The 13,086-nt window shown below is 62.3% G+C and carries 10 protein-coding genes and 1 pseudogene; 8 read left to right on the forward strand and 3 right to left on the reverse strand.

Features of this window, described 5'->3' with window-relative positions; translation table 11 throughout:
* Positions 1-19 precede the first annotated feature (19 nt).
* The 3 genes and pseudogenes from NFI08_RS05060 to NFI08_RS05070 form a co-directional block, all read right to left on the reverse strand.
* On the reverse strand, positions 20-1,672 hold the full coding sequence (locus NFI08_RS05060; protein ID WP_035470148.1) for a multicopper oxidase family protein: 1,653 nt from the start codon (positions 1,670-1,672) through the stop codon (positions 20-22).
* 38 nt (positions 1,673-1,710) lie between these two features.
* Positions 1,711-4,110 (reverse strand): annotated as a pseudogene (locus tag NFI08_RS05065) (heavy metal translocating P-type ATPase).
* Between the two features lie 100 nt (positions 4,111-4,210).
* Positions 4,211-4,933: a cytochrome c biogenesis CcdA family protein gene (locus NFI08_RS05070; protein WP_124804560.1), complete on the reverse strand. Its 723-nt coding sequence runs from the start codon at positions 4,931-4,933 to the stop codon at positions 4,211-4,213.
* Between the two features lie 252 nt (positions 4,934-5,185).
* On the opposite strand from NFI08_RS05070, the gene NFI08_RS05075 reads away from it, so the two are divergent.
* The 8 genes from NFI08_RS05075 (at position 5,186) to NFI08_RS05110 (ending at position 13,079) form a co-directional block, all read left to right on the forward strand.
* Positions 5,186-5,818: a peroxiredoxin gene (locus tag NFI08_RS05075; protein WP_045991690.1), complete on the forward strand. Its 633-nt coding sequence runs from the start codon at positions 5,186-5,188 to the stop codon at positions 5,816-5,818.
* Between the two features lie 82 nt (positions 5,819-5,900).
* Positions 5,901-6,122, forward strand: a complete 222-nt coding sequence (locus tag NFI08_RS05080) for a MerR family DNA-binding transcriptional regulator (RefSeq protein WP_349587718.1) — start codon at positions 5,901-5,903, stop codon at positions 6,120-6,122.
* Positions 6,123-6,209: 87 nt separating this feature from the next.
* The gene (locus tag NFI08_RS05085) at positions 6,210-8,699 is read left to right on the forward strand and encodes a heavy metal translocating P-type ATPase (protein WP_349587721.1); all 2,490 of its coding nucleotides are present in this window, start codon (positions 6,210-6,212) and stop codon (positions 8,697-8,699) included.
* Between the two features lie 26 nt (positions 8,700-8,725).
* Positions 8,726-8,860, forward strand: coding sequence for a hypothetical protein (locus NFI08_RS05090; RefSeq protein ID WP_275886765.1), 135 nt, complete (start codon positions 8,726-8,728; stop codon positions 8,858-8,860).
* Between the two features lie 63 nt (positions 8,861-8,923).
* Positions 8,924-9,754, forward strand: coding sequence for a thiol:disulfide interchange protein DsbG (gene dsbG, locus NFI08_RS05095; RefSeq protein WP_348827301.1), 831 nt, complete (start codon positions 8,924-8,926; stop codon positions 9,752-9,754).
* 57 nt (positions 9,755-9,811) lie between these two features.
* Positions 9,812-10,510 (forward strand): TVP38/TMEM64 family protein, encoded by a 699-nt coding sequence (locus NFI08_RS05100; protein ID WP_349587726.1) that lies wholly within the window; start codon positions 9,812-9,814, stop codon positions 10,508-10,510.
* Positions 10,511-10,569: 59 nt separating this feature from the next.
* The gene (locus NFI08_RS05105) at positions 10,570-12,558 is read left to right on the forward strand and encodes a heme lyase CcmF/NrfE family subunit (RefSeq protein WP_348827303.1); all 1,989 of its coding nucleotides are present in this window, start codon (positions 10,570-10,572) and stop codon (positions 12,556-12,558) included.
* Positions 12,555-13,079 (forward strand): DsbE family thiol:disulfide interchange protein, encoded by a 525-nt coding sequence (locus NFI08_RS05110; RefSeq protein ID WP_031217685.1) that lies wholly within the window; start codon positions 12,555-12,557, stop codon positions 13,077-13,079. The genes NFI08_RS05105 and NFI08_RS05110 overlap by 4 nt, the downstream gene beginning before the upstream one ends.
* The last annotated feature ends 7 nt before the right edge of the window (positions 13,080-13,086 follow it).

Genomic DNA, 13,086 nt, shown 5'->3' on the forward strand with positions numbered 1-13,086 from the left:
TCGAAACCAGACCGGTTCGTTATGCCACCACCTTGAAGTAGCGCATCATACCGGCATCCTCATGCTCCATGGTGTGGCAGTGGTACATGTAGAACCCCTCGAAGTCCTTGAAGGTCAGAGCGATGCGCACCCGTTCCTCCGGGAACACCAGCACCGTGTCATGCAATCCCGCGTCGATGATCCCATCGTGCAGGTCCGTCTTGCCGCCCGCCGATATCCGCTCCTGAACCAGGAATTGCAGTCCATGAACGTGCATGGGGTGCGGCATCATGGTGTTGTTGACGAACTCCCAGATCTCCGTCTGCGCCAGCCGGACGATCTCGTCATCTGCCACCGTCGCGCCCTCCATCTGCCGGCCGTTGATCGTGAACCCCTGCATCATGCGCATGCCCAGCTCGAAGCGGCGTACTGGCGTATCGGCCTGAACCGGGGAGGCCGGCAGGTCTTGAGCCAAGCGTTCCGGCAGGGTTTCCGCATCGTTCGCCCGTGCGACGACGGCGAAGGTAACTAGCGAGAGCCGCTCGCTTCCCATCATGTCGCGCATCATGCCTCGATCCATCATCTCGCCCATTCGATCACCCATCATCCCTCGATCCATCATGCCGCCCATTCGATCGCCCATCATGCCCCGGTCCATCATGTCGCCCATTCGCTCGCCCATCATGCCGAGTTGGTACTCCTCGCTCACCAGCTGTACGGACTCTCCCGGCTCGGTGTCGCCAAAATCGACCCACAGATCGATCCGTTGGGCCGGCGCCAGTGTGACCGAGCGGCGCCGCTCGGGCTTGGCGAGCAGGCCACCGTCGGTGCCGATGACGGTCACCGCCCGGCCATCGCTCCAGGCCAGCTTGTAGATGCGCGAGTTGGAGCCGTTGAGCAGGCGCAATCGATATGGCTGCGTGGACACCTCGCGTCGCGCGTCCGGGTGGCCGTTCACCAGTACCCGCTCCCCGCGAAAGCCCTGCATGCGGGTCATCATCGCCCCCATGCCACCATCGTCGATGTACTGAAGCTCATTGCCATTGCTAAAGGTGCGATCCTGCAGGATGAGGACCAGTTCCCGCTCTCCGTCGGGGAGCTCCAAGGCACGCTCGGCGTCGTCGTTGATGATCAGTGGACCGGCAAGGCCGGCGTAACTCTGAAAGCCAACCCGGCCACCATCGGGGCCGTGAGGATGGGGGTGGTACCAGTACAGACCGGCACGATCCACGACATCGAAGGCGACCGCCATGCTCGTCGCTGGCGCGATCGGCAGGCGCGGTTGACCATCCACGTCCGGTGGTACGTGCAGACCATGCCAATGCACGGTGGTGTCTTCGGGGAGATCGTTGTCGATGCGTACCCGCAAGCGCTGACCACGACGCAGGCGAATCAATGGCCCCGTATAACTCTCACCCACGGGCGTCAGGGTATCTTCAGGCCCGACGATTCGCTCGGCCGTGTAGCGCCAGACGTCGCTCGGCGCACCGGGCAGGATAGCCACCTTGTCGGGACGGGCTCGCACACGCAGGTCGACGTCGAAGGGCCCCTCCATGGCCGTTGACGCGGACGCCGCCCGCAGAGCGGGGCGATATCTCCCGGTCCATACCCCGGCCCCCACCAGGGTCGACAACGCCGCCACACCGCCGATGCGGCGCAATACGCTACGTCGCTGCAGGTCGACATAAGCCATGATGCTCCCCCTCCTCTATGGTTGTCGGCGGCCCCGGCTCATAGCTTGGCGGCGCGTAGCCGCAGTGCGTTGGCGATGACCGAGACCGAGCTCAGGCTCATCGCGGCGGCGGCGTAGATGGGACTGAGCAGCCAGCCGGTGAACGGAAACAGCGCCCCGGCGGCCAGAGGCACCCCCAGGCTGTTGTAGACGAAGGCGAAAAACAGGTTCTGGCGGATATTGCGCATCACCCGGCGACTGAGATGCCGGGAGCGAACAATGCCGGAGAGATCCCCTCTCACCAGAGTCACCCCCGCGCTCTGGATGGCGACATCGGTCCCCGTGCCCATGGCGATACCGAGGTCAGCCTCGGCCAGGGCGGGGGCGTCATTGACGCCGTCGCCGGCCATGGCGACCACGCGCCCGGCCTCGCGATGCTCGCGCACGATACGCCCTTTATCTTCCGGCAGTACGTCCGCTTCAATTTAGTCGATACCAAGTTGGCGCGCCACGGCTTCGGCGGTGGTACGGTTGTCGCCGGTGAGCATAACCAGGCGCAGGCCATCCTCTTTGAGCGTCCGGATCGCCTGTGCGGTGGTTTCCTTGATCGGGTCCGCGACACCGATGAGTCCCATGACCTGATCATCGGCCACCAGGAACATCACGGTTTGCCCTTCGGCTTGCAGCGTCTCGGCACGCTGCGTCCATTCCCGCGCCTCCACACCACGTGTTTCGAGCAGCCGGGCATTGCCAAGCGCAAGCTCGCGTCCTTCGACCCGACCGGTGACCCCCATGCCGGTCACCGCCTCGAAATCGCTGGCATCGCTCAGCTCGACATGATGCTCTTGCGCAGCACTGACAATGGCCTCGGCCAACGGATGTTCGCTGCCTCGCTCGAGGCTGCCGGCAAGTTGCAGCAACTGCGCTTCATCACTGCCGGAAACGGGCTTGAGGGATACGACCCGGGGTTTACCCTCTGTGAGGGTGCCGGTCTTGTCGACGACCAGGGTGTCGACTTTCTCGAAACGTTCCAGTGCCTCGGCATTCTTGATCAACACGCCCGCCCGGGCCCCGCGACCGACCCCAACCTGGATCGACATCGGCGTCGCCAAGCCGAGCGCACAGGGACACGCGATGATCAGCACCGATACCGCGGCGATCACCGCGTAGGCCATCGCCGGCGGTGGCCCCCAGATCCCTCAGGCAATAAATGCCAGGATCGCCACGATAACCACCGCGGGGACGAAATAGCCGGCGACCACATCGGCAAGCCGCTGAACGGGCGGCTGCGAACGCTGCGCTTCGGCCACCATTTCCGCGATCTGCGAAAGCACCGTGTCCTCGCCGACCTTGTCGGCGCGCATGACGAAGCTGCCCTGACCACTCACGGTGCCGCCGATGACCGTGTCGCCCTCGCGCTTCTCGACGGGAAGGGACTCCCCGGTCACCATCGACTCGTCCAGCGTGCTGTGGCCTTCGAGCACCTCGCCATCGACCGGCACCTTGTCACCGGGGCGTACCCGTAGACGGTCACCGGTACACAGCTCGTCGAGCGAGACCTCCTCGTCATTGCCCTCGGCATCGATGCGTCGTGCGGTCGGCGGCGCGAGATCGAGGATCGCGCGCAGCGCACTGCCGGTCTTCTCGCGGGCGCGGGCCTCGATCACTTGACCGAGCAGGATCAGCACGACGATCACCGCCGCCGCCTCGAAATACACGCCGACCGAGCCATCGGCGTCACGGAAAGTGGCCGGGAATATCCCAGGGGCGAGCGTGGCGACGACACTGTAGCCATAGGCCGCCCCCACACCGAGGGCGATCAGCGTGAACATGCTGAGGTTGCGTGTGACGAGGGACTTCCAGCCACGCAGGAAGAATGGCCATCCGGCCCATAGCACCACGGGCGTGGCAAAGATCAGTTCGATCCAGTGACCACTGCCGGCGGGCAGCACCTCATCCACCCAAGGGCCGATACCGGGCAGCACGCTGCCCATGGCGACGAACAACACCGGCAGCGTCAGCAGGCCGCCCACCCAGAAGCGTCGGAACATCTCGAGAAACTCGAAGCTGCGTTCCTCTCCGGAAACGCGGGTGAGCTCGAGTGCCATGCCACACTTGGGGCAGTCGCCGGGCTCATCCTGCCGCACCTCCGGATGCATGGGGCAGGTATACTGGACCCTCGACGACGGTTGCGGCTTGACGGGTTCCAGCGCCATGCCGCACATGGGACACTCCCCCGGCTCCTCGCTCTCTACGCCAGAACACATGGGGCAGAAATAATTGGCCTTGCCACTGGGCTTCGACGCAGCCGCCGAGGTGGCGGCAAGCACGGCGCCTGGATCCTCGCGAAAGTGCTCGGCGCACTGCTTGCTACAGAAATAGTAACGCTCACCGCGATGCTCGACGCTCTCCGTCGAGGCGGGATCGACGCTCATGCCACAAACGGGGTCTTTTTCCATGAAGAACCCTCCATTGTACAAAAGGTTTCTGTTGCGTGGTCGGTGGCGTTTCTCCTCGCTGATATGAACAGGTTACACCTTGCCACCGCCGCCGACCCGACTATCCCAGTGTCGCCAGCGAGGGAAACCAGTCGACCATGATGCTGGAAAGCCGCGTCATGGTGCCCGAGACGATGGCGATGCCCATCAGGATAACGATCGTGCCGGCGACTGGGCGAGCATAGGCGCTCCACCTACCCAGACTTTGCCGATGCAGGGCGAATCGATTGATCAGCAGGGTGCTGGCGAGAAAAGGCAGCGCCAGGCCCGCCGAGTAGGCGCTGAGATAGAGCATGCCGGCCTGGGCACTGGCGGCGCTGGAGGTGGCCATCAGGATGGCGCCCAGGATGGGGCCGATACAGGGCGTCCAGCCGATGGCGAAGGAGATCCCGAACACCGTCGCCGACAGCGGGGAGCCACCCTGGACGTTCGGTGTGAACTGAAGGGTGCGCTGGAACAGCGGCAACCGGAACACACCGGTCATGAACAGGCCCAGCACGATCACCGCCGAGCCGGCGACCCAGTTGAATTCCTGGCGATACCCCCGCATCAGCTGGCCGATACCACTGGCGCCGAGTCCCAACAGGATGAACACGATGCTGAAGCCGAAGACGAAGAAGGCACTGAGGATCAATGCCTCCAGGCGTCTATCGGCCTTGCCGGCACTCCCGCCCGTGACCACCGACAGGTAGGCCGGCAACAGCGGCAAGGTGCAGGGCGAGAAGAAGGAAACCAACCCGCCGGCGAAGGCGCCAATCAGACCGATAGAAGAGAGAGATTCCAAGGCGTTACGCTTCCTGGGGGGGGGCAAGGTGCTGGGCGCGAAGCAGCCTGGGGCCGGCCGCCTACTTCGGACATGGTTAGGCAGAGAATTCTAAGGGTTGCGCCTACCTCAAAGTCATCCATGAGTTAATGCCTTTTGATATAACGTAAAAGAATAGACTCCTTTCCTCGAAAGCCCTTGACCTTAAAGTTGACTTAAAGGTTATCGTGCGTAGTGCATCATCCGACACTTACCATAGATAAGGATAGTGAGATGACCCTACAGCTAGGGGAGATAGCTCCCGATTTCACGATCGAATCCACCGAAGGCACGCTTGGCTTTCATCAGTGGCTGGGCAAGGACTGGGCCGTACTGTTCTCGCACCCCGCCGATTATACGCCAGTCTGTACCACGGAACTTGGCGCGTTTGCCAGGCGAAAGGACGAGTTCGCCGCGCGTGGCGTCAAGCTGGTGGGGGTATCGGTCGACCCCCTCGCTTCTCACCACGACTGGGCGAAGGATATCGAGCAGACCCAGGGCGCGGCCCTGAACTATCCCCTACTGGCGGACGAAGACCAGGTGGTGGCGACGCTGTATGGAATGATCCACCCGAAAGCCGACCCCAAGGTGACGGTGCGTACCGTCTTCATTATCGATTCCGACAAGAAAATTCGCCTGACCTTGACCTATCCGCCCAGCACCGGGCGCAACGTCGACGAAATCCTGCGGGTCATCGACTCGCTTCAGCTAACCGACAAGCACAAGGTTGCAACGCCCGTCGACTGGCAAACCGGTGACGATGTCATCATCTTGCCATCGCTCACGGATGACGACGCCAGACAACACTTCCCCGACGGCTGGGATGCCAAGACACCCTATCTGCGGGTCGTGCGCCAACCGGACTAGTCGAAGTCACGACTCGTGACTCAGGCTGCCCGGCCCAGTCGGGCGGCTAGAAGCTCCGATTCACAGTGCGAGAGGTGAAGCCATGCAAACCCTCAGTATCGGTGAGCTTGCCGAACGTAGTGGGATCGCCAGTCAGGCGATCCGATATTACGAGAAAGAGAAGCTGCACAAGATTCGCGAGCAGATCAAGCATCTCTCGCAAATCGAGGCTGTGCTGTCCAAAACGCTTGAAGAATGTACAGGCGAAGGACCGATGCAGGAAGGCTGCCCCATCGTCGACGCCATCGCCGATAGGGACGAATGAGCGGCCTCGTCGCTTCTGGCAGTGTAACGCAGGAGTCCCGAAGCGCGCACGCTGGGCTGATGAAGAACCAAGTTGGGGGAGACCGCAATGGCGGAAAACGTCGATATCGAGATTCGGGGCATGTCCTGTGCGTCCTGCGTCGGACGGGTTGAGCGGGCCCTCGGCCAGCAGCCGGGCGTGATTAACGCTCAGGTGAACCTGGCCACACAGAAGGCGGCGATCCAGATAGAGGGAGGCTCCACGACGGCCAGCCTGCTCGACGCTATCGTAACGGCGGGCTATCAGCCGGTGGTGGAGAGCCTCGAGATTCCCGTCGCCGGCATGAGCTGCGGATCCTGCGTCTCGCGGATAGAACGAGCGCTCGGCAAGCTGCCCGGCATGGTGGAGGTGAGTGTCAATCTCACCACCCAGAAGGCCTTCGTCCGTTTCCTGCCGGGGACCGTATCGCTGGCACGCATTCAGCATGCCATCCGCGAGGCGGGCTATGAACCGCAGGAAACCGAGTCGCAGCAGCAGGCGGACGACGAGGATCGCGAGGGACGACAGCTTCTCCACCGGGTCATTCTCGCGGCAGTGCTCACCATCCCGGTGGTCATCATCGCCATGGGAAAAGTGATTCCCGACTTTGATGCGCTCTTGGCGAGTCTGATGCCGCATCGCGGCTGGATGGGCGTCGAGTGGCTGCTGACCACGCCCGTGCAGTTCTATGCCGGGGCGCGCTTCTATCGCGGTGGTTATGCCGAACTTCGACATCTCAACCCGGGCATGAACAGTCTGGTCATGATCGGCTCGAGCGCCGCCTACTTCTATTCGGTCGTCGCTCTGCTGGTACCCGGCTTTTTCCCGGCTGATACCGCCGTGAGCTACTTCGAGGCGGCGGCGGTGATCGTGACGCTGATCCTGTTGGGACGCTACTTCGAGCACATCGCCAAAGGCCGTACCTCCGAGGCGATCAAGAAGCTCCTGCAGTTGCAGGCGAAAACCGCCCGCGTCATCCGCGATGGCGAAGCGGTCGAGGTGCCGATCGAGGCCGTCGTGCCCGGCGATCGCATCCTGGCCCGCCCGGGCGAGCGTATCCCGGTGGATGGCATCGTTGAAGAAGGCCATTCCTTCGTCGACGAGTCGATGATCAGTGGCGAACCGGTACCGGTTGCCAAGCAGCAGGATGCCGAAGTCGTCGGCGGCACCATCAACAAGAACGGCGCGCTTACCTTCCGCGCCACTCGGGTCGGTGCCGACACCGTGCTGTCACAGATCGTCAAGATGGTGGAAGCGGCACAGGCCGAGAAACCCCCGATCCAGCAGTTGGCCGACAAGATCGCCGGTGTCTTCGTGCCCGTGGTCATCGCCATCGCCCTGATCACCTTCGGGGTGTGGTTCGCCGTCGGGCCGGCCCCGGCGCTGTCCTTCGCCTTCGTCACCACGGTGAGTGTGCTGCTGATCGCCTGCCCCTGCGCGATGGGCCTGGCCACCCCGACTGCGATCATGGTCAGTAGCGGCAAGGGGGCCGAGATGGGGGTGCTGTTTCGCAAGGGCGCGGCGCTCGAGACGCTGGCCAAGATGGATACCGTCGTGCTGGACAAGACCGGCACCCTGACTCAGGGTCGCCCCGAGCTGACCGACTTCGAAGTGATCGAGGGGCACGAGAATGAGGTGCTGCGACTGGTCGCGGCAGTGGAAGCCCAGAGCGAGCACCCCATCGCCGATGCCATCGTGCGCGGCGCCCAGGCGCGTGGACTCGAGCTGCCGGCCGTCAGCCATTTCAGCGCCGAGCCGGGCTACGGCATCGAAGCCGACGTCGCCGGTCACCGGCTTTACGTAGGGGCCGATCGCTACATGAACCGGCTCGGGATTGGGCTCGGCAAGGCGGAAGAGCGCGCCAAGGCGCTTGCCGAGGATGCCAAGAGCCCCCTCTATGCCGCGGTGGACGGCCGACTCGCCGCGGTCATCGCGGTGGCCGATCCGCTCAAGGAGGGCTCGGCCGAAGCCATTTCAGCACTCAAGGCGCTGGGGCTGGAAGTGGCGATGCTCACCGGCGACAACCGCGCCACCGCCGACGCCATCGCCCGACAGGTCGGCATTCAGCGCGTACTCGCCGAGGTGCTGCCTGACCAGAAGGCAGACGAGATCAAGCGACTACAGGCCGAGGGCGGTAAGGTCGCCTTCGTGGGCGACGGCATCAACGATGCACCGGCGTTGGCACAAGCCGACGTGGGCATCGCCATCGGCACCGGGACGGATATCGCCATCGAGGCCGGCGACGTAGTGCTGATGCGTGGCGACCTGAGGGGAATCGTCAATGCCGTGGCGCTCTCCAAGCGTACCCACCGGACCATCATCGGGAATTTCGTCTGGGCCTATGGCTACAACGTGGCGCTGATCCCCGTGGCGGCGGGCGTGCTCTATCCGTTCATCGGCGTATTGCTCAGCCCCATGCTGGCGGCAGCCGCCATGAGCGTCTCCAGCGTCTTCGTGTTGACCAACTCGTTGCGGCTACGCCGCTTCACGCCGGATATCGATGACGCTTCGCCGGTGACGGGCGGTGAACCCCAGGCGGTTCGGGCCCGCCAAGTCTGAGTAGCAAAATTTAATAGGAGACCAAGATGATGGGAAGCGAAGCATGCACGTGGGGGATGGCAGGGATGGGGCTCATTTCCATCCTGCTGATTATCGCGCTGGTGTTTGGCGTCGCCGCGCTCGCCAAGTATCTGTTCTTCGGAAAGAAGCGTGATAGCTGACAGCCCATCGCTACAAGCAGGCACGATTCCGGGGTTGATCAGAGAGCGACAAAGAGACCGTTCATGAAGAAAATCATCTATTCCACTTATTGCCTTGTTATTGCAGGGCTGTTCGGTCTCATTACGCTCCCCGCTCTGGCGAAGGAAACGGGGGACGATTCGCTTGAAGGCCACCAGGCCATTAGTACAGCCGCTACTGGAGCCCCCCTACCCGCATCGATTACGGCATTATTGGATCAAGGACTCAAATTCCATGGAACCTTTAATGCCCCTGGAGATATACAAGGTTATGCCTTGTCCTATGATAATGAGCCCGTGGCGGCTTATATTCCCTCCACTTCCGACCACGCCATCATCGGTACCTTAATTGATCCTCAGGGCAACGCTGTAATGGAACACCAACTTCAAGCTCTGGTGCTGGAACCGATGCTGGAAGCTACCTGGAGCGCGTTCGAGGACACTCGCTTCATTCCGGAAGGTCCTGATAGTGCGTCACATATCGTGTATACGCTGACCGACCCCAATTGTCCCTACTGCAATGCGCTGTGGAAGAGCTCACGGTCTCTAATCGATCAAGGTGAGCTTCAGCTTCGTCATGTGCTGGTCGGCGCTCTGTCAGAGGATAGTCTCCGCAAGGCGGCCGCGATCCTTGAGTCGAATGCCCCAACCAAAGCCCTCGAAACCCATGAATTGAACTTCCGCAATGGCGGCATCAGTCCGGTAGTGCCGTCGGAGGAGAGTCGAGCGCTTCTTAGGCGGCATGCCCAGCTCATGCGCGAGGCCGGCGCCACGGGAACGCCGACCAGCTATTACCGCGATGATGAAGGTAATGTGCAGCGCATCAATGGTGCGGTGTCGACCGACCGGCTTCGCAACATATTAGGTGTCGAATGACGCGCCATAACGGCACAGGAGTGACATGAGATGTCACCTCACACAACTGAGATGAGTATGGCAAGTACGCTCGGTGTAAAACACAGGCTCATGTTGGGAGCTTCTGTGCTGATTGGCTTGGTGATCCTCTATTGGATCCTAATGGAGACCGGTGCCTTATCGACGCTCACCAATAAGCAGGCCCTGCGTGAGTGGGTTGGCCAGTTGGGGGTCTGGGGGCCATTGACCATTATCGCCATGATGATAGCGGCCATAGTCATGAGCCCGATACCCAGTGGGCCGATAGCCATGGTGGCCGGTGCGATCTACGGCCCTCTATGGGGGACGGCGTATGTGGTCATCGGTGCTGAGGCCGGCGCGTTGCTCGCCTTCGGCATCGCTCGCCTGCTCGGCTATGAGGTGATCCATCGCTGGTCGCGTACTAGTCCCATCCTCAACTGGCTGGGCAAAGAACGCTCTCAGACGGGGTTGATGCTCGTCGTATTCGCATCGCGATTAGTGCCATTCATTTCGTTTGATGCCGTCAGCTACGCGGCGGGCCTTACACCACTGGCCTTCTGGCGATTCTTGATTGCCACGCTGGCTGGCGTACTTCCGACGGCGTACCTGATCGTCATGTTCGGCGAAGTCCTGATTACCGCCGACTCCCGCGTTCTCACGGTCGCGTTGATACTGCTCAGCGGTATCACGCTCCTGCCGCTCTTGGCGAAACTCGTTTGGGCCCTGCATCGAAAGCGACGGACTAGCTCCAATTGACGGCTGCCGATGCCGATTGCCTCGTCCCAAGAAATCACGCGACTCAAGCCGGAATCACCATGCTCGTCAAAATCATTCCTGAACTCGGTCTCTTCGCGCTGATCATGGCGCTGGGCCTGGCGTTTATACAGGCGTTGGTTCCGTTAGCGGGTGTCACGCTCCGCCGCCCACTCTGGATGGCCTTCGCCGAGCCCATGGCAGGGGGGCAGTTCGCCTTCTTGCTGGTGGCCTATGCCAGCCTGACCGCGAGCTTCCTGCTCGACGATTTCAGCGTGTCCTATGTGGCCAACAACTCCAACTCGATGCTGCCGTGGTATTACAAGCTCACGGCGGTGTGGGGGGGGCACGAAGGCTCGGTGCTGCTATGGAGCCTGATCCTCAGCGGCTGGGGCTTCGCCGTCAGCCTGTTCTCGCGGAACCTGCCGCGTGACATGCTGGCCCATGTCCTGGGGGTCATGGGCATGGTAAGCACCGGATTCTTGCTGTTCATCCTGATCACGTCGAGCCCTTTTGAACGTCTGCTGCCGGGAGTGCCTCAGGACGGCGCCGATCTCAACCCGCTGCTACAGGACGTCGGGCTGATCTTCCATCCCCCCATGCTCTATATGGGCTATGTGGGCTTCTCGGTAGCTTTCGCCTTTGCCATCGCTGCCTTGCTGGGAGGGCGGCTCGATGCCGCCTGGACACGCTGGGTGCGGCCCTGGACCAATATTGCCTGGGCCTTCCTCACCACGGGCATCGCGCTGGGTAGTTGGTGGGCCTACAACGAGCTGGGGTGGGGCGGCTGGTGGTTTTGGGACCCCGTGGAGAACGCTTCGTTCCTGCCTTGGCTGACCGGGACGGCGCTCATCCATTCGCTGGCAGTCACGGAAAAGCGTGGCACCTTCAAGAGCTGGACCGCCCTGCTGGCGATCTTTACCTTTTCGCTGTCGCTGCTGGGCACCTTCCTGGTGCGCTCCGGGGTGCTGACGTCGGTGCATGCCTTCGCCAATGACCCGTCACGGGGCATTTTCATTCTGGCACTGCTGGGGTTCACGGTGGGCGCTTCCTTGCTGATCTTTGCCCTGCGTGCGCCGCGGATGAGCGGCAATGTGGGCTTCGGCTGGTTGTCTCGTGATGCGCTGTTGCTGATCAACAATATCCTCTTGGTCGTCATGACCGTGACCGTTTTGCTGGGCACGGTCTATCCGCTGATTCTCGATGCCCTGGGGCTGGGCAAGATCAGCGTCGGCCCACCGTACTTCAATACGCTATTCGTGCCGCTGACCGTGCTGCTGTGTGCCTTCATGGGGCTAGGCCCCGTGGCGCGCTGGAAGCAGATGGCGGGGCGCGAGTTGATGCGCCGACTACTTCGGTCCGGCATCGCCGCGCTGATCATGGCGGCGGCGGTGCCGTTCCTCTACGGCGGAGAATGGAACGCCGCCGTGGCGCTGGGACTGGTCATGGCCCTGTGGGTCGTGCTGGCGTTGATCCGTGACCTGTTCGACAAGACCCGCCATGCCTCCTCCCCCCTGGCCGGCTTGCGCAAGCTGTCGCTGGCGCATTGGGGCATGGTAGTCGGCCATCTGGGCATGGCCATCACCATCGTGGGCGTGGCCATGGTGTCGAACTATGCCATCGAGCGTAACGTACGTCTTGCCGTGGGGGAGCGTGTCGAGATAGGCGGTTACAGCTTCACCATGACCGACCTGAGCGAGCGCCGCGGTCCCAATTTCCTGGCCGATACGGCAGCCCTTGAGGTGGCACGTGATGGCCAGCATGTCACCACCCTACGGCCCGAGAAGCGATTGTATATTGCCCGCGGTCAGCCCATGACCGACGTCGCCCTTCGCCCTGGGCTGCTGCAGGACATTTACGTGGCGCTGGGCGAAGACTTGGGTGACGGTGCCTGGGCCATGCGAATCCAGATCAAGCCGTTCGTACGCTGGCTCTGGCTGGGGGCGTTGTTGATGGCCACTGGCGGTCTGCTGGCGGTGGCGGACCGTCGCTATCGGCGTCAGCGCTCAGTGGCAGCTGACTCCACTCTCCTCCGTGAGGTCCATACATGAAACGGCGACTGTTACTGCTTTTCCCCTTGCTGGTTTTCCTGGGACTGGGTTTCTTTCTCTACCGAGGCTTGGCCATGGATCCCAGTGCCCGCAATTCGGCACTGCTAGCCCAGCAGTTTCCTGCCTTTTCCCTCTCGACACTGAAGGATCCCGGTGCCCGGGTCGATGAGTCGCTGTTGCACGGGCAGGTCACGCTGGTCAATGTCTGGGCCGAGTGGTGTCCGACCTGCAAGGAGGAAATGCCCCAGCTGCTGACACTCGCTGAGCGCGGCGTGCGCTTGGTCGGCATCAACTACAAGGACACCCGCGTCAAGGGGCGGGAGTTTCTCGACGAGTTCGGCGACCCCTTCGAAGTCAATATCTTCGATCCGGATGGCGATCTGGGGTTCGAGCTCGGCGTCTACGGTGTGCCGGAGACCTTCCTCGTCGATGCCGAGGGCATCATTCGCTATAAGCACACGGGCTATATCACTCCCGAGGATGTCGAACGTGTCGTGCAGGAGGTGGGCAAATGGCGTTGATGACCCG

It is taken from the genome of Halomonas sp. EF61, assembly GCF_040147045.1.
Classification (GTDB): Bacteria; Pseudomonadota; Gammaproteobacteria; order Pseudomonadales; family Halomonadaceae; genus Halomonas; species Halomonas litopenaei.

Excerpts from the sequence above, each read along its gene's own strand:
- NFI08_RS05090 (WP_275886765.1), top strand. The coding sequence starts at position 8,726 with ATGATGGGAAGCGAAGCATGCACGTGGGGGATGGCAGGGATGGGGCTC.
- NFI08_RS05110 (WP_031217685.1), top strand. The coding sequence starts at position 12,555 with ATGAAACGGCGACTGTTACTGCTTTTCCCCTTGCTGGTTTTCCTGGGA.
- NFI08_RS05060 (WP_035470148.1), bottom strand. The coding sequence starts at position 1,672 with ATGGCTTATGTCGACCTGCAGCGACGTAGCGTATTGCGCCGCATCGGC.
- dsbG (WP_348827301.1), top strand. The coding sequence starts at position 8,924 with ATGAAGAAAATCATCTATTCCACTTATTGCCTTGTTATTGCAGGGCTG.
- NFI08_RS05105 (WP_348827303.1), top strand. The coding sequence starts at position 10,570 with ATGCTCGTCAAAATCATTCCTGAACTCGGTCTCTTCGCGCTGATCATG.
- NFI08_RS05075 (WP_045991690.1), top strand. The coding sequence starts at position 5,186 with ATGACCCTACAGCTAGGGGAGATAGCTCCCGATTTCACGATCGAATCC.
- NFI08_RS05080 (WP_349587718.1), top strand. The coding sequence starts at position 5,901 with ATGCAAACCCTCAGTATCGGTGAGCTTGCCGAACGTAGTGGGATCGCC.
- NFI08_RS05100 (WP_349587726.1), top strand. The coding sequence starts at position 9,812 with ATGGCAAGTACGCTCGGTGTAAAACACAGGCTCATGTTGGGAGCTTCT.
- NFI08_RS05085 (WP_349587721.1), top strand. The coding sequence starts at position 6,210 with ATGGCGGAAAACGTCGATATCGAGATTCGGGGCATGTCCTGTGCGTCC.